Origin of the sequence: Thiorhodococcus drewsii AZ1, from assembly GCF_000224065.1 — a bacterium.
Taxonomy (GTDB): domain Bacteria; phylum Pseudomonadota; class Gammaproteobacteria; order Chromatiales; family Chromatiaceae; genus Imhoffiella; species Imhoffiella drewsii.
In genome coordinates, this window is sequence record NZ_AFWT01000031.1 from 28,394 (window position 1) to 53,409 (window position 25,016).

Consider the following 25,016-nt stretch of genomic DNA (forward strand, 5'->3'; position numbering starts at 1 on the left):
TTTCAGGTGCGAAGTACTAGAGCGGGAACGAAGACATGCCCCCGATCAGGAGCCGGAGGCCGAGGGGACGCTCAGGACCTTGAGTTCGACCCTGGCAACCCCTCTCTTGACGATTCCGAGTTCGCGAGCGGCCTTTCTGGAGAGGTCGATAATACGGCCTTTGACGAAGGGACCGCGGTCGTTGACCTTGACGACGACGCTGCGTCCGGTCCTGGTGTCGGTGACACGGACCTTGGAGCCCAATGGCAGGGTCTTGTGCGCCGCGCTCAGTCGATTCTTGTTGTAGACCTGTCCGCTGGCCGTCCGGCGGCCGTTGAGACTGTCGTGATAGTAGGAAGCGATGCCCTTCTGGACATAGCCGATGCCGCCTCGAGCCATTGCGTCGCTGCCGACGGGTAGCAGCAGCATTAAGAGAGCGACCGTGGCAAAGGTTTTTTTCATGGGGCAAACCTCATTGCGACAGACGCCACGTTCATTCGTACAGTCAACGCAACGACGACGCCAGAATTATTAACCTCGCAAGTCTAAGTGAAAACCCTATATGGGGTAAACCCTAATGAGCACAAAAATACTCCGGCTTTCGCTACATACCGATCGCATCGACACTCGCATCGTGACGGCCAACCCGTGGACGATCGCCGCGTCAACAGCGATCGTCCATCGCATACAGCCTAGCTTAAGCCTAGACCATCTTTTAAAAACAACAAATTAGACATCGCGCGTCACGGGCTGCTCAGCGTCTTTGATGTCCTGACACCCCATATCGTGCATCGGCCCCACCAGACTGGCTGAAAGATGCTGCCCGGCGCTGATGAGCGCGACCACGACCGATGCCAGATAGGGGATCGATTGCACCACCAGCACCGAGGCCCAGATGCGCACATCGAGCATAAAGGCGTCGTCACGCATCATGACCAAGCCCGCCGCCAACCAGAAGGCAAAGCCGAACAGGGCCTCCTCGCGCGCGTCCGCCAGGGCGCGCATCACGGCGGATGCCTCGGCCTTCTTGGGCGTTCGGAAGAAGCCCAGCTTCCCCGTGATCAGCCCACCGAACATGGCGCGCGAGATGGTGTGCGACAGCGCCAAACCGGCCAATCCGGCTGCGAAGCTCTGGCGTAGCGTGGCGATCACACGACGGCGGTAGAGGAGAAAGCTCTTGGTCATCTTGAAGACGAAGAGCACCAGCGGCACCAGGGCGACCGTGATATAGGGTGGCGTCACGTACAGCGGGAACATGACCATCGCCACCGACCAGCCCAAGGCGGCGAAATTGAAAAGCAGATTGAAGCCGTCCGCAAACCAGGGCAGCCAGCCGGCCACAAAGTGGTAACGCTGACCGGCCGAGAGCGCGCTCTTGCGCACGCCCAGCAGTTCCCGCCAATGATGCAGCAGGATACGAACCGCCCCATAGGCCCAACGATAGCGTTGCTTGCGAAAGTCCGAGAAGGTATCCGGCATCAAACCCCGGCCGTAGGTACAGGGGATATAGAGCGCCTTGTAGCCGGCCTCGAACAGCCGCAGCCCCAGTTCGGCGTCTTCCGTGATGCACCACTCGGACCAGCCATCGACAGCGTCCAGCGTCTCGCGCCGGATCATGGTCATGGTGCCGTGCTGAATGATGGCGTTGCGTTCGTTGCGCGTGACCATTCCCAGATGGAAGAAGCCCCGATATTCGGCCATGCACATCGCCTTGAAGGCATTTTCGTCGGCATCGCGATAATCCTGCGGGGCCTGCACGATGGCGACCTCGGGGTCCGCGAAGGCCGGAACCAGATGACGCAGCCACTCGGGTCTCACGATGTAATCGGCATCGATGACGGCGACCACCTCGGCCCCAGGATCGGTCTGGCGCAGCGCGAAATTGAGCGCGCCCGCCTTGTAACCCGCCAACGGATCGACATGGAAAAAGCGGAAACGCTCGCCCAACTCCCGACAATATGCCTCGACCGGCTGCCAAACATTCGGATCCTTGGTGTTGTTGTCGATCACCAAGACCTCGAAATGCGGATAATCCAACGCCGCGAGTCCGTCTAACGTCTCTTTGAGCAGTTCGGGCGGCTCGTTGTAGGCCGGAACGTGCACGGAGACGAACGGAAGCCGATCGTCCTCGACCTTTCTCAGCGGGAAGGGCCGCCGCCATTTTTGCAACCAGAGCGATTCGGCCCACTCGTGCGCCTCGGCCATCAGCAGCACGATGACACCGACACCACCGACCATCAGCAGCAGACCGACGATCGCCGTGGCGGGCGTCATGTACTGACGCGTGTAGTCGTAGACGATCCAGACTGCGGCCGTCGAGATTGCATAGGTGATGAGTGCAAGAAACCCCTTGCCGCGCTTGGACATGCTTGAGCTGTCGCGGTAGAGAAACACCAGCAGCAAGACGCCCATAACGACCGACAAGGCCGCCAGCTCGCGCCAATGCGGGATGCGTACCACGGGTTCGGTGAAGGCGAATTTCGGCTCACGATTGGCGTCGTAGACACCCCAGTAGGTTCCGGTCGCCCCTTCGACCCTCGCCTTCCAAGGCTGGTCGAACGCCTCCATCACGTAATAGATGTAATGCTCGGCCTCCGCCCTGGCGAGAAAGCGGCGCAGAAAGCGCGTCTGATTGGTCGGTGACGGCTCGGCGCCACGATTGCGTCGACCATTGCTGGGCCAGCCAACCTCGCCGATGATGATGGGCTTGTCCGGATAGGCGTCCTTAACCTCGTTGTAACGGTTGATCGCGTAATCCACCGCCTGTTCGACAGGCACGCCCTCCCAATAGGGCAGCAGGTGGATGGTGATGAAATCCACATGCTCGACCAGTTCCGGATGCTTGAGCCACACGTGCCAAGGCTCGGCCGTACTGACGGGCAGCCAGGTGAACTTACGCACCCGGTCGAGATACTGGATCATCTCCGGCACCTCGACGTCCTCGCGCAGGATCGCCTCGTTGCCCACCATGACCCGAACCACGTTGCGGTTCCCCTCAGCAAGCACGTCGGCCAGCCTCTTGAGTTCCTGGTCGTTGAAGGCCTTGTCGTCACCGATCCAGGCACCGAGCGTCACATTGAGGTCATGGGCCGCCGCCAGGCGCGGCACGGCGGCCAGGGTGCTCTCGACCGTATAGGTACGCACCGCGTGGGCATCGCCCTGCAGCAACGCCAGGTCGGCATCGATGTCCAGCAGCGAGGGGAAAATCTTCTTGCTCGGGTCGTCATCGGCCCGCATCGGCGAGAAAGAGAAGCCCTGGATCCGATTCGGCCATGGCGGCTCCTCGGACGGCTGATTCAGCAACCACCAGGCTGACACGGTCAGCAGCGCGATCAGGATTGGGATGACGAAATTGATGGAACGGTTCATGGCTGGAATCTGTGTGATGTCTAGTTCGATCGCTGCGGCCGAAACCACGGCCCTGACTGAGACCTAATCGTCCTCTGGTCTATCGGCCTTTTCCCCTTCCCCCTCGTTCACAGGCTCCGCTGCAGGCTCGACGATGAGCCATTGCCAGGTACCGGCCAGCGGCACCAGCCTTCCCTGTCGTTTGAGCAGAGCCAGCAGCGCCTCGGTCGGCGTCAAGGCGATCACCCGCCCGAAACCGGACGGAATCACTGGGGTTCCGCCGCGCGATTCGCCCCAGATTCGAACTTGAGGGGCAAGATGGTAGGCCAACGAGATGAGTTCGCCGGAGGAGACGCCGCTTCTGTTGTCGCTGGCCAAGACGAGTGTACGCGCATCCGCGTTCGCGACCTGAGCGACCTCCAGGTTGCGGGCGCTGAAATTCTTATTCGACCAACTGGATGCCCGCATGATCTGGAGTTCGGACAGCCCTCCAAGCACCACGAGCGAGACCAGCAGCAGGATGCCGGTGGTGCGAGCAGGCGTTCCGACGGGCGCGGCGACCAAGCCGCCGAGCACCCAAGCCACCATGAGCTGAATCGCCAGGATCGCCGGCAGGACATAACGCACATGCAGCGAGCGGCTGCCGCCCAGGAGCAGATCCGGGCCAAGCACGATGGCCACATAGACCCCGAATGTCGCGACCAAAAACCACATCCCGCCCCGTGGCGCCCGCAGCAGGAAACGCCAGAGCACCCAGACCAGTGGGATCAGGATCAACCCCCACCAGGGTTCGGCCTCCGGGGAAAGATCCACGAAGGCGGACGAGAGGTGTCCAGCCCAGGCCGAGAGGATGTCGGAAAGCCCGATGGGGCGCAGCATCCAGGCGGTGAATTGATCGACCTGATCCCGACCGATCAAGAAGACCAGCAACCAGGGCGAAAAGGCCACCATTGCGCCGAGGATGGCGATCGACCAGCGCACTGCCAGACGCTTGAAATCAGGGAACGAGCGTCGATGCTCGGCGTGGCTGATCAGGGCGAAGAGCGCATGCACCGGAATCATCAGCACGAAGAGCAGGTGCGAATAACAACCCAGGGTAATCGTGATCCCGTAGAGCCACCAGAGACCCTGGCGGTCGTCACGCAGTGCGCGCGCCAGGACGGCGCTCGAGACGAGGATCATGCACATCCAGAGCGCGTACTGGCGCGCCTCTTGGGCATAGAGCAGATCTAGCGGGGAACAGGCGACCAGAAGCGCCGCAATCCAGGGAGCGGGGCCGCGCCCGAAGAGCTCGCGCATCAGCCAGTAGGTCGAGGGGACGAGCAAGACACCGAACAGGGCGGAGACACCACGTGCCGCCACGATCGGCTCGACCGGCAGGTCGGTCGCCAGACGGGCCAGGATGTAGTAGAGCGGCGCATGCTCGGGGTGACTGGCGAAGGCCGCCATGGTATCCGCCCAGCCGTGCCCGGGATCCGGCATCTGATAGCGCAGCAGATCCGCCGGCGTCAGCAGCGTTCCGCTGAAGAGATGCGCTTGGATCTCGCTCGGCGTATAGCCAAAGACCCGAATCAGGGTAAAGACCTCGTCGTGCCAGACCAACAGATGATCCAAGCCGAACAGCCGCACCGCCGTGGCCGCGAGGACGACGAGCGCCACGACCACATAGAAGACAACACCGGGGGTTGAAGCCGTCGCGCGACCGGCGACGGAGGTCGAGGCAGGCGGACGTTCCAAGGGTGATGGTCCTGAACAGGCCTCATCGGATGCCGAAAACCAAGACGCGAGGGCCGACGAGGCAATACCCCCAAACGCAGCGCGCTTATCATAGCTTGATTCGGTTCCAACCGCTGAATTCGGAATGCGCGGATCGCTCCTGATTCAGCGATGGACGGAATCAGCCATCGACGAGCAAGGCGCGCACCGGACCGAAGCTCCGGCGATGATGCGGACAGGGACCCAACCGGCGCAGCGCCTCCAGATGCACCCGGGTCGGATAGCCCTTGTGAACGGCGAAACCGTAACCGGGGAAGTCCTGATCCAGCTGCACCAGCAGCCGATCGCGCGCGACCTTGGCCAGAATCGAGGCGGCCCCGATAGACGCCACCGTTCCGTCGCCGCCAACGATGGCCTGCGACTCGATCTCCCAGTCCGGGCAGCGGTTTCCATCGACCAGCACCCGAGCGGGCCGCACGGACAGGGACTCGACCGCGCGCCGCATGGCCAGAAAGGTGGCGTTGAGGATATTGAGCCGATCGATCTCCTCGACGCTTGCCCAGGCAACGGCATAGGCGAGCGCACCCTCGCGGATCGCGCTCTCCAACCGCTCGCGCCGCGCGGCCGTGAGCCTCTTGGAATCATCGATGCCGGGTATGGGTCGCGTCGGATCCAGGATCACGGCGGCCGCCGCAACCGGGCCGGCGAGCGGACCACGCCCGGCCTCGTCGACACCGGCGATGAGTCGAGGCTCGTGCGTCATGCGGAACGATCCTCGACCAGCCCCAGCAGCGCCTTGGCGGCCTCCGAGGCGGCGTTGCATCGCAGCGCGCGATGGATACGGCGATACTCCACTTGAATCTCCTCGACACGCCTCGGATCGTCGAAAAAGGACAGCACGGCCGGGGCCAGCAGATCCGGACGGCAGCGCGACTGAATGAACTCGGGCGCCAACTCCCGACCGGCAAGCAGATTGGCCATAGCGATATAGGGCACCTTAACCAGCCCCAGTTGCTTCACGACATGATAGGAAATCGGATGCACGCGATAGGCGACCACCATGGGTCGCTCGAACAGTAATCCCTCCAGCGTGGCGGTCCCGGATGCCGTGAGCAGACAGTCGGCCGCCGCCATGGCCTCGCGACTGCGTCCCTCGACCAGAATCACCGGCAGGTCGGGTGCGATGCGCTCCAACTCCGCCGCAAACAGGGCCCGCAAACGCAGGCTCACACAAGGCACGACGAAGCGCAGCTCCGGTCGGGCAGTCAGACAACGCTTGGCCGTTTCGATGAAGGGCTCGGCCAAGCGCTGCATCTCACCGACACGGCTTCCAGGCAGAATGGCGACGACCGATCCCTCAGTCGGCAATCCGAGCGCGACGCGCGCGGCCGCCCGGTCGACATCTAGCGGAATCTCGTCGGCCAATGGATGGCCCACATAGGTTGCTGGCACGCCGTGCTGGCGCAGAAAGGTCTCCTCGAAGGGAAAGACGCTCAGCATCAGATCCACCGAGCGTCGGATGGCCTTCACTCGCCCCGGTCGCCAAGCCCAAACGGTCGGACTGACGAGATGAACCGTCTTGATCCCGGCCTCGCGCAGACGTCGCTCAAGCCCCAGATTGAAGTCGGGCGCATCCACACCGATGAAGAGATCCGGCGGATTCTCGATGAAATGGCGCACCAGGCTCCGTCTGAGACCCAGGAGCTCGCGCAGATGGCCGAGCACCTCCATCAGCCCCATGACCGAGAAACGGTCCATATCGAAGAGGGTCTCGCAGCCCTCGGCCAACATGGCGGGACCCGCGACCCCGACGAAGCGAACCTCGCCCCCGTGTCGCCGGATCTCGCGCACGATGGCCGCGCCGAGCAGATCGCCCGACGCCTCGTTGGCGACGATACCAATTGTGAGCGGACGCACCGGATGGCTCCTGTAGTGGGACGCGGAACGGAGAGTCAGGAAACGCTAGAGTCAGAACCGCGCGATCAACGCACGACGCCACGATTGGTCGCGGCCAGAAAATCGGCAAGGATCGCCAGTTCGGGCTGGCTCTCGGCCATGCCGCGAATCCGCTCGACCGCCTCGTCGAGCTTGAGATTGGACATGTAGAGCGCCCGATAGGCGCGTTTGATGGCCTGGACGGCATCCGGCGTATACCCGCGCCGCCGCAACCCTTCGCTATTGATGCCGTGCGGCTCGGCCGGATGGCCGCCAACCGTCACGTAGGGGGGTACATTACGGGTCAGGACCGATCCCATGGCGCAAAAGCTGTGGGCGCCGATCCGGCAGAACTGATGCACGATGGTGAAGCCGCCGAGGATCGCCCAATCCTGGATCTCGACATGCCCGCCCAAAGAGGCGGCGTTGGCCATGATGACCTGATCGCCGATCCGGCAATCATGGGCGACATGGGAGTAGGCCATGAAGAGGTTATCGTCGCCGATACGCGTGACACCCTGGTCCTGTTCGGTTCCTCGATGCAGGGTGACGAATTCGCGCACCTGATTGCGATCGCCCAACTCCAACCAGGTCGGCTCGCCACCGTATTTTTTATCCTGCGGATCCTCGCCGACCGAGGCGAACTGGAAGATGTGATTGTCGCGGCCGATCCGTGTCGGACCACGCACCACAACATGGGGCCCGACGCGGGTCCCCGCGTCGATCTGGACCCCAGACCCAATAACGGCGAAGGGGCCGACCTCCACGCTGGAGTCCAGTTCGGCCCCTGGATCGACCAGGGCGGAGGGGTGGATCAAGAGGTGAAGTCCCGCGCGGTGCACATGATCTCGGCCGTGGCGACGACACGATCGTCGACGCGCGCCTCACCGTCGAACTTCCAGATCCCGCGTCTCACGGGGCCCAGCTTGACCTCCATAATCAACTGATCGCCCGGCTCGACGGGACGTTTGAACCGTGCCTTGTCGATGCCGACAAAATAATAGAGCGACTTTTCACCAACCTCTTCCGGGCGCGACGCCATGGCGAGCAATCCGGTCGCCTGGGCCATCGCCTCGACGATCAGGACCCCCGGCATGACTGGTCGCACCGGAAAATGCCCGGTGAAAAACGGCTCATTGAAGGTGACGTTCTTCAGCGCGATAAGATAGTCATTGGCCTTGAAATCGACGACCTTATCGACGAGCAGAAACGGATAGCGATGCGGCAAGAGACTCATCACCTTATGGATGTCCATGGTGCTGATGACGCTATCCGGTCGGTCGTGCTGCTGATCGGAATCTGCTGATGTCGGATGAGCCCCATCCATCAGGATTCCTCCTGCCCTTGTGTGTCTTTCATGGTTTCGAGAGATACCTCAAGTTGCTTCAATCGGCGCGCGAGATCATCAAGTTGTCTGAAGCGCGCCACGTTACGTCGCCAAGCCCCGCTCGGCATCGCAGGGATGCCGCTGCTGTAGGTGCCGGGCTCCGTGAAGGACCGCGTCACCATCGCCATGCCGGTGAAATGGACGTCATCTCCGATTTCGAGATGTCCGGCCATGCCGACGGCCCCCGCAATGGTGCAGTTGCGGCCGATACGCGTCGAACCGGAGATCCCGGTATTCGCCGCCATCGCGGTATTGTCACCGATTTCGACGTTGTGTCCGATCTGAATGTGATTATCGAGTTTCACCCCGTTCCCGACCAACGTGTCCTCGATGGCCCCACGATCGACGCAGCTATTGGCGCCGACCTCGACGTCGTCGCCCAGCACGACGCGCCCGATCTGGGGAATCCGCACCCAGCGCTCGCCGTCGCGCGCAAAACCGAATCCGTCGCGACCAATGACCGATCCAGGCTGCAGCATGGCACGCTGCCCCACCAGCGTGCCGGCGCACAGCGTGACCCTGGCCACCAAGCGCGAGTCGTCACCGATCTCGACACCGGCACCGAGAATACAGCCCGGCCCAACGAACACCCGAGCACCGATGCGCGCACCGGCCTCGATCACGGTGAGCGGCCCGATCCAGGCTGTCGGATCGATGTCGGCGCTCGGATCGACCACCGCGCTGGGGTGCACCCCTCCAACCACCGGGGGTTGCGGATGCAAAATGCGCGCAGCCTCCGCGAAGGTCAGATAGGGATTCTCGCTGATCAAGACCGGAACCGGGCACTGATCCGCATCCGCCTCCCTCAGGATCACCGCCGAGGCCTTGGTCTCGACCAGATGAGAGCGGTATTTTGAATCACCGAGAAAGGACAGGGTTCCCGCTCTGGCCTGAGTCAACTGGGCCACGCTGGATACAACGACACCGCCATCGCCACATAGGCGCGCGCCCACGCGCGCGGCGAGTTCATTGAGATTGATCTCCAAGACTTCTCTCCGATCGTTATGCATCTCGCCAGGGGGACAGGCAAGGGGATCGCACGCAGCCGACCGCGTCACTTCTTCTTTTCGAACTCGGCCTTGAGCCGTTCGATAACCAGATCCGAGATGTCGATACGCGCGTTGGAATAGACGATGCCATCGCTCAGGATGAGATCGATCTTCTGCTCCTTGGCGAGCTCGACAACGACCTCCTGAACCTGCCGCCCCAGCTTGGTTCGCAGCTCGTTCTGACGCAGGGCGAAGTCCTCCTGGAACTCGTCGCGCGCATACTTGAGCCTTCGAGTCCGGCTGCGGATATCGTTCTGCAGTCGCTGGACCTCGCTTTCGCTCATGAGTGCGCCGTCGCGCTCGAGCTTGTTCTGAAGCGACGCGATCTGTTCCTGCTGCTCGCGCAATGTGCGCTCGCGCTCCTCGACCTCACTCTGCAGCGCATCGCGTGCGGCCTCGTACTGAGGCGATTGCTCCACGACCCGATTAGGATCCACCACGGCGATACGATAATCGCCAGCAACGGCCTGACCGGAAACCAAGGCCACGAACAGCACAGGAAGAGCGTGCAATAAAATCTTCACGAAGGCACCAAATGTTCCAACGATGTGAACCCAAACCGACGATCAGAAGGTCTGCCCGAACCCGAACTGGAAGACCTGCGTGTCGTCGCCGTCCTCCTCGTTGAGCGGGAAGGCGAGACTCACCGAAAGCGCACCGACCGGAGACAGCCAGGTCACCGACAGGCCGGTCGAATAGCGCAGATCGCCAAGATCGAATCCAGTCGAGTCCAACAAATCGGTATCGTCAGTCGACCAGACGTTGCCGAAGTCGAAGAAGGCGCCGAGACGCAGCGATTTCTCGAATTGGCCACCGATGGGAGCCGGCGCAAACAACTCCACGCTACCGACCAGCTTGAGGTTACCGCCAACGGGGTCATCGGTACTGATTTCGCGCGGACCGAGCGAATTCGCGACCCAACCACGCACGGATCGTGGACCGCCTGCGTAATAGTTCTCGAAGAAGGGCAGATAGTCGATATCGCCATAGCCATCGCCATAAGCGACATCGCCCGTCAACGAGAAGACAAAGCGCGAGGTCAGCGAAACGTAGTGCTGCTCCTTATAGTTGATCTTGTAATACTGCAGATCGCTGCCGGGAACGGCCAGTTCGCCAAAGAGATTACGCGTGAAGCCCGAGGTCGGGAAGAGCGCGGTATCCCGCGTGTCGTCCGAATAGGTCGCAGAAAGGATGAAGGTATTGAACGTATTTCCGTTTTCCGCGACGAACTGCTGCGCGATTTCGGATTGACCCGCCGTGAAATCAGTGTACTCATAACGGAATCCCAGGCCTGCGCGGCTGGTATCCGTGATCGGGAGACCAAAGCTCATCCCGGCCACACCGACATCGGTGGAATAGTCGGCACCGATCAGTTCGTCGTAATCGGTTTCCCTATAGGAAAAGTTGAAACCGCGACTGATACCGTCGACCGTGTAGTAGGGATTGGTGTAGCCCAACTGATACAGACGGGTCGAGGTGCTGGTGTTGAACGCCACGGAGACGCGCTTGCCCGTTCCCAGGAAGTTGTTCTGGGTGATGCTGGCATTCAAGAGAATGCCCTGCGACTGCGAGAAACCGACACCCGCCGCTAGATTGCCCGCCGGTTTCTCCTTGACCGTCACGTCCACATCGACCTGATCCGCCGACCCTGGAACAGCCGGCGTCTCGATCGAGACATCGTCGAAATAGCCCAAACGCTGCAGACGCTCGCGCGATTTACGCACCAGATCGGCCGAGAACCAGGCGGTCTCCAGCTGACGCATCTCGCGACGCAGCACTTCGTCGCGGGTTCGGGTGTTGCCCTTCATGTTGACCCGGCGCACATAGACGCGCTTACCTGAGTCGACGAAGAAGGTGACAGCAACCTCATGGGCCTTCTCGTCGATCTCCGGCACGGTGTTGACGTTGGCGAAGGCATAGCCCTCGTCGCCGAGCAGACTGGAAATACGCTCGGCGCTCTCGGTCGTGGCCTTGCGCGAGAAGAATTCGCCGCGCTTGAGCTGGATCAGCGGGAAGAGCTTCTCGGCCGGGACCGAGGGTTCGCCCGCGAGCCGGATGTCGCTGACACGGAAGGGTTCGCCCTCGTCGATAACGACGGTGACATAGATTTCCTTTTTGTCTGCGCTGATCGAGACCTGGGTCGATTTGATGTCGAACTTGATGTAACCGCGATCCAGATAGAAGGAGCGCAGGGCCTCCAAATCGCCGGCGAGCTTCTGCTTGGAATACTGGTCATTCTTCGTATAGAAGGAATTCCAGCGGGTCGCACCGAGCTGGAACCGTTTGCGCAGCTCATCCTCGCTGAACGCCTTGGCGCCGATGATATTGATCTGCTTGATACGAGCGGTCAGCCCCTCGGTCACATCGATATTGATGGCGACCCGATTGCGCTCCAGGGGCGAAACGGTCGACTGGATGAGCACGCCGTACTTGCCTCGGGCGAAATACTGCCGCTCCAGCTCTTGCTCGATGCGATCGAGCACCGAACGGTTGAAGACGCGCCCTTCCTTGAGTCCGATATCGGCGAGCGCCTTGTTGAGCGCATCGGTCTCGATATCCTTGTTACCACTAATCTTGATCTCGGCGATCGCCGGGCGCTCGCGCACCCAGATCACCAGGACGTTGCCGTCGCGCTCGACACGCACGTCGTCGAAGAATCCCGTCTGGTAGAGCGAGCGAATGATGCCGCCGGTGACGTCGTCACCGACCGTATCGCCGACCTGAACGGGCAGATAGTTGAAGACGGTCCCCGGGGCGATCCGCTGAAGCCCCTCGACACGGATGTCCGAGACCTGAAATACAGCAGCCTCGGCCGGCGCACTCGGAGCGAGAAGGACGGGGACGAAAAGAACGGCGAACAGCAGATACGTTTGCCGGACGCCACCGCGTAAAATCCGATAGATCGCGCGCAAGACGGGTTCCCCTAATCAATCCCAAGTCAGCCAGGAGTCGGCATCCAAGGCGCGCTAGTATAAGGGAACAGTCTAGTCAGCCCAATAGCCGTGACAGATCTACGTAGAACGCGAGCGTCATAAGCGCCGCCAACAGGAAGAGACCGACCTTCTGGGCCTGGAGCTGGACCGGCTCGGACACTGGGCTGCCCTTGGCCCACTCGATCAGGTAATAGAGCAGGTGACCGCCATCCAGCACCGGAATGGGCAGCAGATTGAGCACCCCCAGGCTGATGCTGACCACAGCCAGGAACTTGACGAATGCATCGAACCCGTAACTCGCGGTGCGCCCAGCCGTTTCGGCGATGGTGATGGGGCCACTCAGGTTCTTGATCGAGGCCTCACCGACGAGCATCCGCCCCATGACCTTGAGCATCAGCAGGCTGGTGTCCAGCGTCTTGTTGACCGCGTGCCCCATCGCATCGATCGGACCATAGCGGACATCGACCAGATAGCCGTCCATGAAATCGTCCGGAACCTGGACGCCCGCACCGATACGCCCGACCTGAACACCGTCCTCGCCCGCGATCGCGCGCGGAACCAATTGAACCCGAGCGGACGCGCCATCGGACCGCTCGACGTCCAGCGTCAGGGTCTGATTCGGACGACCGCGCACCGACTCGACCAGCGCCCGCCAGGAGGTCACGCGTTTGCCGTCGACCGCCAACACCCGATCCCCTAGACGCAGACCGGCGACATCGGCCGGTTCGCCTGGCACCAACTCGCCGATGACGGGCGGCAACTCGGGCCGCTGCGGCGTGAATCCGAGTCGCCCGAGCAGATCCGGCTCCTCGGTGAGACCCGAGACGGCATCACCCGAGATCCAGCGATCCCGCTCGACGCCCGAGGCGTCGCGCACCCGAACATCCAGATCCCGGCCGTCCATCGACTGCATCGTGAGGGCGAAGACCGATGTCTCCCAGCTACCGGCGGGGCGATCGCCGATACGCAGCAGTTCGTCGCCCGGCTGAAAACCGGCTTCGGCGGCGATCGACTCCGGCGCCACGGCCGCAATCACGGGCTTCAGACCCGAATCGCCGAGCATAAAGATCGCCCAATAGACGAGGATGGCGAACAGCAGATTGAACAGCGGACCGGCGGCCACGATCGCCGAGCGCTTCCACAGCGCCTGCCGATTGAACGCCTGACCCAGTTCTGCCTCGGCAACCGGCTCCTCGCGCTCGTCGAGCATCTTCACGTAACCGCCGAGCGGTATGACCGCGAGCACGTATTCGGTCGCGCTCGGATCACGCTGCCAACGCAGCAGCGGTCGACCGAAGCCGATCGAGAACTTCAGCACCTTGACGCCCACGCGACGCGCGACCCAGAAATGGCCGAACTCATGGATCGCGATCAGGATCCCGAGCGCGACGAGAAAGGAACCGATGGTGAAGACTGTATCCATTGCGATCAGGCGCTACGCCTAACGACCAGTTGCTCGGCACACTCGCGGGCGCGACGGTCCACGTCGAGCAGGAATTCGACCCCCTGCCCCTCCACGCCTTCCTCGGGCAACGCGTCGAGCGCCCCCGCAACCACCTCAGCGATGCCGGGCAGGTCGATACGCCGGTCCAGGAAGGCCGCCACGGCGATCTCGTTGGCGGCATTGAGAATGGTGGGCGCGGTACCACCTTGCCGAGCCGCCTGAAAGGCCAGCGCGAGACAGGGGAAACGCTTCATGTCGGGCTCTTGGAAATCCAGCCGGGCCACCGAGAAGAGGTCCAGTGGCGCCACGCCCGAGTCGAACCGCTGCGGCCAGGCCATGGCGTGCGCGATCGGGGTACGCATATCGGGATTGCCGAGCTGGGCGAGAACCGAGCCATCGTCATATTGAACCAGGGAGTGGATGACGCTCTGAGGATGCACGACCACCTGTATATGGTCGGTATCGGTCCCAAACAACCAGCAGGCCTCAATGACCTCCAAGCCCTTGTTCATCATGGTCGCCGAATCGACCGAGATCTTACGCCCCATGGACCAAGTCGGATGGGCGCAGGCCTGCTCGGGCGTCACCGAGGATAGACGCTCGATCGGCCAGTCGCGCAGCGGACCGCCCGAGGCGGTGAGCAGGATCTTGCGCACTCCCACCTCGGCCAGACCCTGGCTGAAGTTGGGCGGCAGACATTGGAAGATGGCATTGTGCTCACTGTCGATCGGCAACAGCTCGGCGCCGCTCTCGGTGATCGCCCGCATCAGCATGGCACCCGCCACGACCAGCGATTCTTTGTTCGCCAAGAGCACACGCTTGCCGGCATTGGCGGCCGCAAGGGTCGGACGCAGACCCGCCGCACCGACGATGGCGGCCATAACATACTGGGACTCAGGCAACGCAGCGACCTGCTCCAGCCCTTCCACGCCCGTGAGAATCTCTGGAGGCTGCGGCATATCCGCGAGCAGATCGGCCAAACGACGCGCCGCATCCGGATTCACCATGACGGCATAGTTCGGACGATGCTGCCGGCATTGCTCGGCCAAGCGCTCCGCATCCTGGTTGGCGGTCAGCGCCACGGCGCGGAAACGCTCAGGATGTCGAGCAATCACATCGAGCGTACTGACCCCGATAGAGCCGGTCGCACCCAGTACGGTTACGCCTATCACAATCCTACTCCGATCACATAAGAGCCCAGGTCATCCCCAGGGCGAATAAGGGAGCGGCCGCAGTGAGACTGTCGATACGATCCAGCAACCCGCCATGCCCAGGCAGGAGCTGACTCGAGTCCTTGACGCCTCGACGACGTTTCAAAAAACTCTCGTACAGATCACCGACGACCGAAATCAGCGCCGAACCACCGCAGACGAGCAACACCAGCAGAGTCGCGCCGAAACCGAGCGATTGGTGCCAGGCGAAGAGCAGACCGCAGAGGGCGGCGCCGACGACGCCGCCGTAGACGCCCGCCAGCGTCTTTCCCGGACTCACGGCCGGGGCCAGCTTGGTGCGCCCCCAGCGACGCCCAACGAAATAGGCCAAGGAATCGGCGGTCCAGATGACGACCATGAGGAAAAGCACCAGCGCGGGCCCGACATGCGGAATTCGATGCAGATCGATCAGCGCGGCCCAGGGCGCGACCAGCACCAGCAGACCGACAGGAAGCAGCAGCGGCTGAAAGCCCGGCGATGGTTCAATCTCGCGCATGCGCAACATGCGTGCGGATTGAAAGGCCCACCATGGAATGCTGATCCCGATCAGCCACAGCCGCCAGTCGGCATGCGGCCACAACAGCCCCAGACAGACGGCGATCAGCCCCAGATAGACAAGACGCCGCGCAACCCCGTCGATCCCCGCTAAGCCACACCATTCCCAGCCCGCGCCGAGCACGACCACACCGAAAAATAGGGCAAAAGCAGGCGTGGGAAGCCACAGCACCGCCGCGATGACCAGCGGCCCCAGGACAAAAGCGGTCAGGGTGCGCTGACGCAGACTGCTCGATATGCGCAAGACTTCAGCGTCCATAGGCAGCCAAGAGCGGACGTTTTTTAACCTGTTCACCGGTCATACCAAAGCGGCGCTGACGACGCGCATAATCGTCCAGGGCCAGGGCGTAGGCCTTCTCGTCGAAGTCCGGCCAGAGCGCGTCGGAGAAAAAGAGTTCGGAATAGGCGGATTGCCAGAGAACGAAATTACTCAAGCGCAGCTCCCCTCCCGTGCGGATGAAAAGATCCGGTTCAGGGAGATCGGGAAAAGACAGACGGCGGGTCAGTGCCTGCTCGTCGATGTCGCCCGGATCCAAAAGACCGGCCTGGACATCGGCCACCAAGCGCCGCGCGGCCTCGGTGATATCCCAACGCCCACCATAATTGGCGGCGATCTGAAGATTCAGTGCAGTATTGCTCGCAGTCAGCTCCTCGGCCTCGGCGACCCGGTGCTGCAACTTCTCCGGAAAGGCGCTCCGTTCACCGATCACACGAAAACGGACGTTGTTCTCGTGCAGACGCCGGACCTCACCACGCAAGGCGCTGATGAAAAGTTCCATCAGCACGTTGACTTCGGTACGCGGTCGTTTCCAGTTCTCGCTACTGAAGGCAAAAAGGGTCAGGGTGCCGATACCACGCCGGACGCTCTCCTCGACCACGGCGCGCACACTCTTGACGCCCTCGCGGTGCCCGGCCGTCCTCGGAAGGCTGCGCTGTTTCGCCCAGCGGCCATTGCCGTCCATGATGATGGCGACATGCTTGGGAATTCGTTCATCGGGCTCTGCAATGAACGCGGCTGATGCTGCTGTTTCCACAATAGTGTTGATCGCCGTCGATCCTCGCGACCTCAGATGGACATCAAGTCCTGTTCTTTCTCGGCCAAAACCGAGTCGACATCCTTGATGTACTGATCGGTGAGCTTTTGAACGATTTCCTGGCCACGCCGCTCGTCGTCCTCGGAGATCATTTTTTCCTTAACCAATTCCTTGAGCTCATGGTTGGCATCGCGGCGAATGTTGCGCACGGCGACGCGCGCCTGCTCCGCCTCGTTACGCGCAACCTTGATCAGATCGCGACGACGCTCTTCGGTCAGGGCGGGCATGGGAACGCGAATCACCGCCCCAGCCGTGTTCGGATTCAGGCCAAGATCCGACTGCATGATGGCCTTCTCGATGGCCTGCACCATGTTTTTTTCCCAGGGCACCACCGAGAGGGTACGGGCATCCTCGGCGTTGATGTTGGCAACCTGGCGAATCGGCACGTCGGAACCGTAATAGGAGACCATAATGTGGTCGAGCAACGAGGGATGGGCACGCCCGGTCCGGATCTTGGCGAGTTCGTGCGAGAGTGCCTCGACGCTCTTGGCCATCCGGTCCGCAGCATCTTTCTTGATATCGTCGATCATCTTAGTTCCCGCTTACCACCAACGACCCGACATCCTCGCCGCGGATCAATCGCAGCAAGGCTCCCGGCTCGTTGATATTCATTACACGAAGTGGCATTCCATGGTCTCGGCAGAGGACGATGGCCGTGGTATCCATGACCTTCAATCCCTCGCGAAGCGCCTGATCGTAACTGATCCGACGGTAGAAGGTCGCGGTGGGATCGGTCACCGGGTCGGCCGAATAGATACCGTCCACCTTAGTGGCCTTGATCAAAAGTTCGGCACCGACCTCAATCGCCCGCAGACTGGCGGCCGAGTCGGTGGTAAAGAAGGGATTTCCGGTACCCGCAGCAAAGACGACAACCCGCTTCTTGTCGAGATGGCGGATCGCGCGGCGGCGAATGAAATCCTCGCAGACCTGGTTGATCTTAAGGGCGGACATGACACGGGTGGGCACGTCCAGGTGCTCCAACGCGTCCTGCATGGCGAGCGCATTCATAACCGTCGCCAGCATACCCATCTGATCGGCGGTTACCCGATCCATGCCCTTGACGGCAAGACCACTGCCACGGAAAAGATTGCCGCCGCCGATCACCAGAGCAACCTGAACGCCCTCGGCGACGAGGTCGGCAATCTCCCGCGCAAAGCGCTGGAGAACATCCGGGTCGATTCCATACGACCCCGAGCCCATGAGTGCCTCACCGCTGAGTTTGAGCAGGATGCGTCGATACACTGAGGCCCCCATGGGCGTCTACCTCGTCGCCGGTTGACTGCAAATTGATCGCAGATCGATCACATGGAACCGATCACAGTTAAAGGAGCAGCATACCCCAATCGATCAGCTGCCGCGAACCTGAGCCATCACCTCTTCGGCGAAATTTTCGACCTTCTTCTCGATACCCTCGCCAACCTCGACGCGCGCGAAGCAGACGACCTTGGCGCCAGCCTGCTTGAGCAGCTTCTCGACGGACTGATCGGGATCCTTGACGAAGGGCTGACCGAGCAGGGTCACCTCTTCGAGGTATTTGCGCATGCGGCCCACGATCATTTTTTCAACGATGGCCTCGGGCTTGCCACTATCCAGCGCCTGCGCCTTGAAGATTTCGCGCTCCTTATCGAGCGTCTCGGCAGGCACCTGGTCGGCATTGACGCACAGCGGGTTGGTAGCCGCGACGTGCATGGCGATATCGCGCCCGAGGGTCTCGTCGCCGCCTGCGAGTTCCACCATGACGCCGATGCGGACGCCATGGATGTAGCTATAGAGGGTGCCTTCGGATGCATCAAAGCGCATCAAACGACGGACCTGGACGTTTTCGCCAATCTTGGCGATCAGCGCCTCGCGCGCACCGTCCACGGTGGTGGAGGCATCGCCAACCAGGGGCTGCCCAGCCAACTCGGCGGCGTCCTGGGCGGAGCCAGCCAAAGCGGTATCGACGACCGCGTCGGCAAATGCCTGGAAGTTCGAATCCTTGGCGACGAAATCGGTCTCGCAGTTGATCTCGACCATGACACCCTTCTTGCCATCATCCGAGACCCGGATCATGACAACACCCTCGGCTGCGGTGCGACCAGATTTCTTGGCGGCCTTGGCCTGGCCGGATTTGCGCATCGCCTCAATGGCGGACTCGATATCACCATTGGCCTCGACGAGCGCGTTCTTGCACTCCATCATGCCGGCGCCCGTGCGCTCACGGAGTTCCTTGACCAGTGCGGCTGTAATCGCCATGGTTGATCACCTCAGTAGTACCCGTTCCGGGCAAGTCAAATCAGAATTCTTTACTTGTGACGGCGGCCCCGGAGCCTCGAAGGGCGCCAGGGCCGGTCAACAACTCGAAGCGACGCGCCTTGACGCGCCGGTGCAGCGTCAGGCTTCGGAGGCGCCGTCCGCTTCCTCGACCGCCGCGCTTTCGATCACGTCTGCGGTACGTCCAGCCATCGCAGCCGCCGTGTTGCGACCATCAAGGATGGCATCGGCGGCACCCGAGATATAGAGACGCACGGCGCGAATGGCGTCGTCGTTGCCGGGAATGACGTAGTCCACGCTGCTCGGATCGTTGTTGGTATCGACCACACCGATGACGGGGATACCCAGCTTGTTGGCCTCGGTCACAGCGATTTTCTCATGACCGACATCGATCACGAACATGGCGTCCGGCAGACCGTCCATATCCTTGATGCCGCCCATGCTCTGTTCCAGCTTGGCGCGCTCGCGCGACAGGCCGAGGGCTTCCTTCTTGTTGAAGCGCTCGATGGTGCCGCTCTCGAACATCGCTTCCAGTTCCTTCAGCCGCTTGACGGACTGACGGATGGTCTTGAAATTGGTCAGCATGCCGCCAAGCCAACGATGATTGACGTACGGCATGCCACAGCGGGCGGCCTCTTCCTTGATGGCATCGCGCGCGGCGCGCTTGGTGCCGACGAAGAGGATCTTGCCGCCGTTGGCGGTCATGGTTCCCATGAAATTGACCGCTTCCTGATAGAGCGGAAGGGTCTTTTCCAGGTTGACGATATGGATCTTGTTGCGGTGCCCGAAGATGAAGGTGGCCATCTTGGGGTTCCAGTAACGGGTCTGGTGGCCGAAATGAACACCGGCCTCCAGCATCTGGCGCATCGTGACTTCGCTCAAGGTCTTGCTTCCTGATAAAAGTTGGGTTGGACCTCCACGCATCCCACGCGACAACCCGGATCGCCGGGCACCCAGTCGCATGTGCCGATACGTGTGTGGACATGATTCGAAACTCGGCGGAACATGCACATCGTCAACCCCTCGGGCACCCGCATCTTTTGAAAGAGCGGGCAACGACGGGGGGCGAAGAGAGGGCACGCGGGCAACATGCGCGCCGAGGACAGCCGATACAAAAAAGCGAAAAACCAAGGTTTTTCGCTTGGCGCCGACGCAACGCACCCCATCTTTGGGACGAACCCTAAGGCTCATTGCGGCAGCGCGCCGCGTTTTATACCATAGCCGATTGGATACGGGCAATTGCCCTTCACGCAGACGAGATTCGATACGGAGCGCTGTGGACGCCTCAACCGACAAGATGAGCGTAAAGATCAAGACCCCAGAAGCGATCGAAAAGATGCGTGTCGCCTGCCGACTCGCGGCGGACGTACTCGATATGATCGCCCCGCATATCAAACCGGGCGTCACCACCGAAGAGCTCGACCAGATCTGCCACCACTACATCACCGAGGTACAGGGCGCCATCCCCGCCCCGCTCAACTACAGGGGCTTCCCCAAGTCCATTTGCACCTCGCTCAACCATCAGGTCTGCCACGGAATTCCGAGCGACAAGCGGCTGAAGAAGGGCGACGTCATGAACGTCGACATCACCGTGATCAAGGATGGCTATCACGGCGACACCAGCAAAATGTTCTTCGTCGGCGAGCCCTCGATCCTCGCCCGCCGCCTGGTGACAGTCACGCAGCAGGCCATGATGCTCGGCATCGGGGTCATCCGCCCGGGCGCCACGTTGGGCGACATCGGCCACACCATCCAGAAGTTCGTCGAGGCGCAAGGCTACTCTGTCGTCCGTGAATATTGCGGACACGGCATCGGGCGCGAGTTCCACGAGGATCCCCAGGTGCTGCACTACGGCAAGCCAGGCGAGGGGCTCGTGCTTCAGCCGGGCATGTGCTTCACGGTCGAACCCATGGTCAATGCCGGCAAACGCTTCATCAAGATCCTGCCCGACGGCTGGACCGTGGTCACCAAGGACCGTAGCCTCTCGGCCCAATGGGAGCACACCGTGCTGGTAACGGAGGACGGATACGAGATCCTGACACTGCGCGCGGAAGAGCGAGACGACGCCCCGCCGGCACAGTCATGAGGGAAGACACGGGGACCGCCGGTCTCGCACAGACACAGGTGCAGTCGAGCATGACGCCAGACGCGACGCCCCACCCTACCCCATCGATTTCGGCTTACAAAGCCCGACTCAAATCCGGCTGCGACGATCTCTATCACCAGTTCGATCTCGGCATCCCCATTGCCGTGCTCGTCGAGCAGCGCAGCCAGCTCATCGACGCGGTGCTGCGCGATGCCTGGGATCACCACCTCGGCCCGCATCAAGAGTCCGCCGCACTGGTCGCCGTCGGCGGTTACGGTCGACAGGAGTTGCAGCCAGCCTCCGACGTCGACATTCTCATCCTCGTCGCACCCGACTCGGACGCACAGCTCGCCCAACCGCTCGAACACCTCATCACCTTTTTCTGGGACATCGGTCTGGAGGTGGGCCACAGCGTGCGCACCGTCGCCGAATGCGTTCACGAGGCCACGAGTGACGTCACCGTCATCACCAATCTGCTGGAGGCGCGACTGCTGAGCGGTAACGAATCGCTCTTCCAAGAAATGCGCATCGCAACCGGCCCGGATCGAATCTGGAGCAGCGAGCATTTCTTCGCCGCCAAGACCGCCGAGCAACAGGCGCGCTGGCAGAAATACGGTGAGACCGCCTACAACCTGGAACCCAACATCAAGGAAAACCCAGGCGGACTGCGCGACATCCAGATGATCGGCTGGGTCGCCAAACGCCACTTCGATGCCGAAACCCTGCATGACCTGGTCGGACATGGCTTTCTCACCGAGCACGAGCACCAGGCACTCATCGGTGGCCAGACCTTACTGTGGCGCATCCGCTTCTCGCTGCACCGGCTGACCGGACGGCGCGAGGATCGGCTACTGTTCGATTATCAACGGACCCTCGCCCAGCAATTCGGATTCCGCGACGGCGCGAACAACCTCGCGGTCGAGCAGTTCATGCAGCAGTACTATCGAACCGTGCAGGAGCTCAACCGGCTCAACGAGATGCTGCTGCAACTCTTTCGCGAGGCCATCCTGCTGCACGACGACATCGGCCCGCCGACACCGATCAATAAGCGCTTCCAATCGCGCAGCGGCTATCTCGAAGTCACCTCGCCAAGCGTCTTTCGACGCTACCCCATCGCGCTCCTGGAGGTCTTTCACATCCTCCAGACTCGCCCCGAGCTGGAGGGCGTGCGCGCAAGCACCATCCGACTGATCCGCGAGAACCGCCACCGCATCGACGACGACTTCCGCGCCGACCTGCGCGCACGCAGCCTGTTCATGGAGATCCTGCGCGAACCGCACGGGCTGACGCACGCCATCCGCCGCATGAACCGCTACGGCGTGCTCGCCGCCTACATCCCCGCCTTCGCCAACATCGTCGGACGCATGCAGTACGACCTGCTGCACGTCTACACGGTCGACGAGCACACCCTGACGCTGGTGCGCAACCTGCGCCGCTTCACCATCCCCAAGCACGACAACGAATTCCCGCTGTGCAGCGCGGTCGGGCGCCGCATCCCCAAGCTGGAGCTGCTCTATCTGGGCGGACTGTTCCACGACATCGCCAAGGGCCGAGGCGGCGATCACTCGACACTGGGAGCGCGCGACGCTTGGGACTTCTGCCGGCTGCACGGCCTCAGCGAGTTCGACAGCCGACTGGTGGCCTGGCTGGTCGAGCACCACCTGGTGATGTCCATGACCGCCCAGCGCAAGGACATCAGCGATCCGGAGGTCATCCAGTCATTCGCCGAGCTGATCGGCGACCCCAACCGTCTCGACTACCTCTACCTGCTCACGGTCGCCGACGCCCGAGCCACCAACCCCGAGCGCTGGAACAGCTGGATCGACGCCCTGCTGCGCGAACTCTATTACGCAACCCGGCGCGCCCTGCTGCGCGGACTCGACAACCCCCAGGCCCAGGACGAACTCATCACCCAGAAACAGGCCGAGAGCATACGACTGGTAGCGCGCTACGGCGGCGACCCCAGCGCCTGCGGCACACTCTGGCTCAAATTCAGCTTGGACTTCTTCCTGCACAACTCCCCGGACGAGATCGCCTGGCAGACCCGCCAGATCCTCGCCGCCGATACGTCACAAGAGCCACTGGTGGTCATCCGCCCGATCACCGCGCGCGGCGGAACCGAAATCTTCATCTACACCCGCGACCGCGCCAACCTCTTCGCCCTCACCACCGCCACGCTCGACCAAATGGGCCTCGACATCATGGATGCCCGTGTCATGACCACCGACGACGGCATGGCCGTCAACAGCTACCAGATCCTCGACCAGGACGGAGAGCCGGTGGACGACGCACTGCGCATGGAAGAAATCCGCTCCACACTCGCGCACAACATCGCCGAAGAAGGCGACGGCCACATCCGCGTCGCCCGCGCCGTCCCCAGACGACTGCGCCACTTCCCCATTGAGACCCGCATCAGTTTCTCGTGCGACGATCCCAACCATCGCACCATCATGCGGCTCACCACACTCGACCGCCCCGGCCTACTCGCCGAGGTCGGCGCCGTCTTCCAGCAATGCGGCATCCGCCTGCAGAACGCCAAGATCGCCACGGTTGGCGCGGAGGTCGACGACGTCTTTTTCATTACCAGCGAGGATGACACGCCGATCACCTGTGAAACGGCGCTGGCCTGTTTGAGGCGGGAGATTCATGAAAGGCTCGAGGCATGACGGCACGCGGATCATCACAACCCCTTACCCTGGACCATCACGCCGATACCACTGGCGATGATCGTCAGATCCAGCCACAAGAGCCCCATGGGTGACCGCTTGATGTATTGATCGACATATTGATACTCATAGATCGGATTCCCCATCTCGGAGGTTCCCTTATGGATATGACCCAACCCCAATAAGCCACCCTTGATCAGCGAGCGGGTCACATTCCCCTGTTCTCGATCCCGCTCGTAATGCAGGACCGACAAGGGGCGCGGCCCGACGATACTCATTTCGCCACGCAGCACACTATAGAATTGCGGGATCTCATCCAGATAAAAACTCTTGACAAAGCGCCCGAGGACGGTCCTGCTCTCCGGAGTCCACTCCGCTGAATAGGCCATCCAATCGCCGCGTCTAGCGCCTTCTGGATCGATATACTTAAGTTTGATGATGCGGATCTTGTACTTGCGAAAGACACGACCGGCGCTGACCGCATTGTAAAAGAAGAAGAGCGACCCCTTGTTCTCCGGCAGAATCCAGCCTTCTATGAGATAACCGAACTTGAGTAGAAGCAGAATCGGAGCAGCCACCAGGAGCAGCGAACCAGCGACCAGTTTATCGAAAATCAGCTTCGGGAGTCGGCCCGGCAGCGGGCCGTCGAGCTCGAACAGATAGCGATAGCTCTTCTTGATGTCCTCCGTTGGAGGTTTGTAAGGAAAAGCCTCCTTCGGTTCAGCGAATGCGTTATCAGCGGCGCGATTCATATGCAACATACTCCTGGCTCGACTTTGGCTTTTTTTGAGCGTAACTATTCAGGACCACTTTCCAAGCCATGATCTGGGCCTGTAATTTCTTGCCATGAGCGATGCCCCACCCCCATCAGTGCCACCCGATAGCCTCGAAGCCGAGGTGGAGCGCTTGCGGGCAAGAATGAGTTAATGTCAAATCTGGTGTATGGCCCCTCATCAGGCGGCGATCCGATCTGACTGATCGTTCACTTGCTCTCCATCGCGGAACGGGACGTTATTGACGACCAGTTCCAGTTTTCCAAATCCCTTGATGCGTCTCCAGTTCTTCTGCGCCGACTGGAGCAGCTTGAAGACCATCGCCAACGTGGTCTCGCGTGCCCCGCAGTTGCGGGTGCGGTTGGTGCGCAGGCGCACGGTGGCGAAGGTCGATTCGATCGGGTTGGTGGTGCGAATATGCACCCAATGCTCGGCCGGATAGTCGTAGAAGGCGAGCAAGGTCTCCCGATCCTTGGCCAGGCAAGCCATGGCCTTCGGATATTTGGCCTCGAAGCGCTTGAGGGTGCGCTCGAAGGCCTGATGGCCGACTGGCGGGTCTCGGCCATCCAGATCTCCTGCAGGTCGGT

The 25,016-nt window shown here is 61.6% G+C and carries 21 protein-coding genes and 1 pseudogene; 2 read left to right on the plus strand and 20 right to left on the minus strand.

Going from position 1 to position 25,016, the window contains the following annotated elements:
* Positions 1–45: 45 nt before the first annotated feature.
* From THIDRDRAFT_RS17525 to rpsB, 18 genes are all read right to left on the minus strand, one after another.
* On the minus strand, positions 46–441 hold the full coding sequence (locus THIDRDRAFT_RS17525; protein ID WP_007042236.1) for a septal ring lytic transglycosylase RlpA family protein: 396 nt from the start codon (positions 439–441) through the stop codon (positions 46–48).
* A gap of 267 nt (positions 442–708) precedes the next feature.
* Positions 709–3,348, minus strand: a complete 2,640-nt coding sequence (locus THIDRDRAFT_RS17530; protein ID WP_007042237.1) for a glycosyltransferase family 2 protein — start codon at positions 3,346–3,348, stop codon at positions 709–711.
* Between the two features lie 63 nt (positions 3,349–3,411).
* Positions 3,412–5,064, minus strand: a complete 1,653-nt coding sequence (locus THIDRDRAFT_RS17535; RefSeq protein ID WP_007042238.1) for a glycosyltransferase family 39 protein — start codon at positions 5,062–5,064, stop codon at positions 3,412–3,414.
* A gap of 160 nt (positions 5,065–5,224) precedes the next feature.
* Complete coding sequence (gene rnhB / locus THIDRDRAFT_RS17540) at positions 5,225–5,806, minus strand: ribonuclease HII (RefSeq protein WP_007042239.1); 582 nt, start codon at positions 5,804–5,806, stop codon at positions 5,225–5,227.
* On the minus strand, positions 5,803–6,960 hold the full coding sequence (gene lpxB / locus THIDRDRAFT_RS17545; RefSeq protein WP_007042240.1) for a lipid-A-disaccharide synthase: 1,158 nt from the start codon (positions 6,958–6,960) through the stop codon (positions 5,803–5,805). The genes rnhB and lpxB overlap by 4 nt, the downstream gene beginning before the upstream one ends.
* Before the next feature lie 65 nt (positions 6,961–7,025).
* Positions 7,026–7,796 carry an acyl-ACP--UDP-N-acetylglucosamine O-acyltransferase gene (lpxA, locus tag THIDRDRAFT_RS17550; protein WP_083827511.1) on the minus strand — a complete coding sequence of 257 codons (771 nt, stop codon included), beginning with the start codon at positions 7,794–7,796 and terminating at the stop codon, positions 7,026–7,028.
* Positions 7,793–8,305 (minus strand): 3-hydroxyacyl-ACP dehydratase FabZ, encoded by a 513-nt coding sequence (gene fabZ / locus THIDRDRAFT_RS17555; protein WP_007042242.1) that lies wholly within the window; start codon positions 8,303–8,305, stop codon positions 7,793–7,795. Before fabZ ends, lpxA begins: the two co-directional genes overlap by 4 nt.
* Positions 8,305–9,351, minus strand: a complete 1,047-nt coding sequence (gene lpxD / locus THIDRDRAFT_RS17560) for a UDP-3-O-(3-hydroxymyristoyl)glucosamine N-acyltransferase (protein ID WP_007042243.1) — start codon at positions 9,349–9,351, stop codon at positions 8,305–8,307. The genes fabZ and lpxD overlap by 1 nt, the downstream gene beginning before the upstream one ends.
* Before the next feature lie 68 nt (positions 9,352–9,419).
* Entirely contained in the window at positions 9,420–9,926 is a 507-nt protein-coding gene (locus THIDRDRAFT_RS17565) for an OmpH/Skp family outer membrane protein (protein WP_245535878.1), read from the minus strand.
* A gap of 54 nt (positions 9,927–9,980) precedes the next feature.
* Positions 9,981–12,326, minus strand: coding sequence for an outer membrane protein assembly factor BamA (gene bamA / locus THIDRDRAFT_RS17570; protein ID WP_007042245.1), 2,346 nt, complete (start codon positions 12,324–12,326; stop codon positions 9,981–9,983).
* A 76-nt stretch (positions 12,327–12,402) separates the two neighbouring features.
* Complete coding sequence (gene rseP / locus THIDRDRAFT_RS17575) at positions 12,403–13,770, minus strand: RIP metalloprotease RseP (protein WP_007042246.1); 1,368 nt, start codon at positions 13,768–13,770, stop codon at positions 12,403–12,405.
* 5 nt (positions 13,771–13,775) lie between these two features.
* Positions 13,776–14,963, minus strand: coding sequence for a 1-deoxy-D-xylulose-5-phosphate reductoisomerase (ispC, locus tag THIDRDRAFT_RS17580; protein WP_007042247.1), 1,188 nt, complete (start codon positions 14,961–14,963; stop codon positions 13,776–13,778).
* 13 nt (positions 14,964–14,976) lie between these two features.
* Complete coding sequence (locus tag THIDRDRAFT_RS17585; RefSeq protein WP_007042248.1) at positions 14,977–15,816, minus strand: phosphatidate cytidylyltransferase; 840 nt, start codon at positions 15,814–15,816, stop codon at positions 14,977–14,979.
* The gene (locus tag THIDRDRAFT_RS17590; protein WP_281054772.1) at positions 15,806–16,564 is read right to left on the minus strand and encodes an undecaprenyl pyrophosphate synthase; all 759 of its coding nucleotides are present in this window, start codon (positions 16,562–16,564) and stop codon (positions 15,806–15,808) included. Before THIDRDRAFT_RS17590 ends, THIDRDRAFT_RS17585 begins: the two co-directional genes overlap by 11 nt.
* Positions 16,565–16,623: 59 nt before the next feature.
* Positions 16,624–17,181, minus strand: coding sequence for a ribosome recycling factor (frr, locus tag THIDRDRAFT_RS17595; protein ID WP_007042250.1), 558 nt, complete (start codon positions 17,179–17,181; stop codon positions 16,624–16,626).
* Position 17,182: 1 nt separating this feature from the next.
* The gene (pyrH, locus tag THIDRDRAFT_RS17600) at positions 17,183–17,905 is read right to left on the minus strand and encodes a UMP kinase (protein WP_007042251.1); all 723 of its coding nucleotides are present in this window, start codon (positions 17,903–17,905) and stop codon (positions 17,183–17,185) included.
* Between the two features lie 93 nt (positions 17,906–17,998).
* Complete coding sequence (gene tsf / locus THIDRDRAFT_RS17605; RefSeq protein WP_007042252.1) at positions 17,999–18,886, minus strand: translation elongation factor Ts; 888 nt, start codon at positions 18,884–18,886, stop codon at positions 17,999–18,001.
* 138 nt (positions 18,887–19,024) lie between these two features.
* A complete protein-coding gene (gene rpsB / locus THIDRDRAFT_RS17610) occupies positions 19,025–19,771 on the minus strand; it encodes a 30S ribosomal protein S2 (RefSeq protein ID WP_007042253.1) in 747 nt (248 codons plus the stop codon).
* A 94-nt stretch (positions 19,772–19,865) separates the two neighbouring features.
* On the opposite strand from rpsB, the gene map reads away from it, so the two are divergent.
* Together map and glnD are read left to right on the plus strand one after the other, a co-directional pair.
* A complete protein-coding gene (gene map, locus THIDRDRAFT_RS17615; protein WP_281054771.1) occupies positions 19,866–20,990 on the plus strand; it encodes a type I methionyl aminopeptidase in 1,125 nt (374 codons plus the stop codon).
* Positions 20,987–23,656 (plus strand): [protein-PII] uridylyltransferase, encoded by a 2,670-nt coding sequence (gene glnD / locus THIDRDRAFT_RS17620; protein ID WP_007042255.1) that lies wholly within the window; start codon positions 20,987–20,989, stop codon positions 23,654–23,656. Before map ends, glnD begins: the two co-directional genes overlap by 4 nt.
* 14 nt (positions 23,657–23,670) lie before the next feature.
* Here the strand turns inward: glnD and THIDRDRAFT_RS17625 are convergent, their stop codons facing one another.
* Together THIDRDRAFT_RS17625 and THIDRDRAFT_RS17630 are read right to left on the minus strand one after the other, a co-directional pair.
* Positions 23,671–24,408 carry a sugar transferase gene (locus THIDRDRAFT_RS17625; RefSeq protein WP_007042256.1) on the minus strand — a complete coding sequence of 246 codons (738 nt, stop codon included), beginning with the start codon at positions 24,406–24,408 and terminating at the stop codon, positions 23,671–23,673.
* A 201-nt stretch (positions 24,409–24,609) separates the two neighbouring features.
* Positions 24,610–25,016, minus strand: a pseudogene (locus THIDRDRAFT_RS17630) (transposase); the annotation flags it as partial.

Bases quoted from the DNA above. Each gene is read 5' to 3' on its own strand.
- THIDRDRAFT_RS17525 (WP_007042236.1), bottom strand. From the start codon at position 441: ATGAAAAAAACCTTTGCCACGGTCGCTCTCTTAATGCTGCTGCTACCC.
- THIDRDRAFT_RS17530 (WP_007042237.1), bottom strand. From the start codon at position 3,348: ATGAACCGTTCCATCAATTTCGTCATCCCAATCCTGATCGCGCTGCTG.
- rnhB (WP_007042239.1), bottom strand. From the start codon at position 5,806: ATGACGCACGAGCCTCGACTCATCGCCGGTGTCGACGAGGCCGGGCGT.
- fabZ (WP_007042242.1), bottom strand. From the start codon at position 8,305: ATGGATGGGGCTCATCCGACATCAGCAGATTCCGATCAGCAGCACGAC.
- rseP (WP_007042246.1), bottom strand. From the start codon at position 13,770: ATGGATACAGTCTTCACCATCGGTTCCTTTCTCGTCGCGCTCGGGATC.
- THIDRDRAFT_RS17585 (WP_007042248.1), bottom strand. From the start codon at position 15,816: ATGGACGCTGAAGTCTTGCGCATATCGAGCAGTCTGCGTCAGCGCACC.
- frr (WP_007042250.1), bottom strand. From the start codon at position 17,181: ATGATCGACGATATCAAGAAAGATGCTGCGGACCGGATGGCCAAGAGC.
- pyrH (WP_007042251.1), bottom strand. From the start codon at position 17,905: ATGGGGGCCTCAGTGTATCGACGCATCCTGCTCAAACTCAGCGGTGAG.
- tsf (WP_007042252.1), bottom strand. From the start codon at position 18,886: ATGGCGATTACAGCCGCACTGGTCAAGGAACTCCGTGAGCGCACGGGC.
- rpsB (WP_007042253.1), bottom strand. From the start codon at position 19,771: ATGCGCCAGATGCTGGAGGCCGGTGTTCATTTCGGCCACCAGACCCGT.
- map (WP_281054771.1), top strand. From the start codon at position 19,866: ATGTGCCGATACGTGTGTGGACATGATTCGAAACTCGGCGGAACATGC.
- glnD (WP_007042255.1), top strand. From the start codon at position 20,987: ATGAGGGAAGACACGGGGACCGCCGGTCTCGCACAGACACAGGTGCAG.
- THIDRDRAFT_RS17625 (WP_007042256.1), bottom strand. From the start codon at position 24,408: ATGAATCGCGCCGCTGATAACGCATTCGCTGAACCGAAGGAGGCTTTT.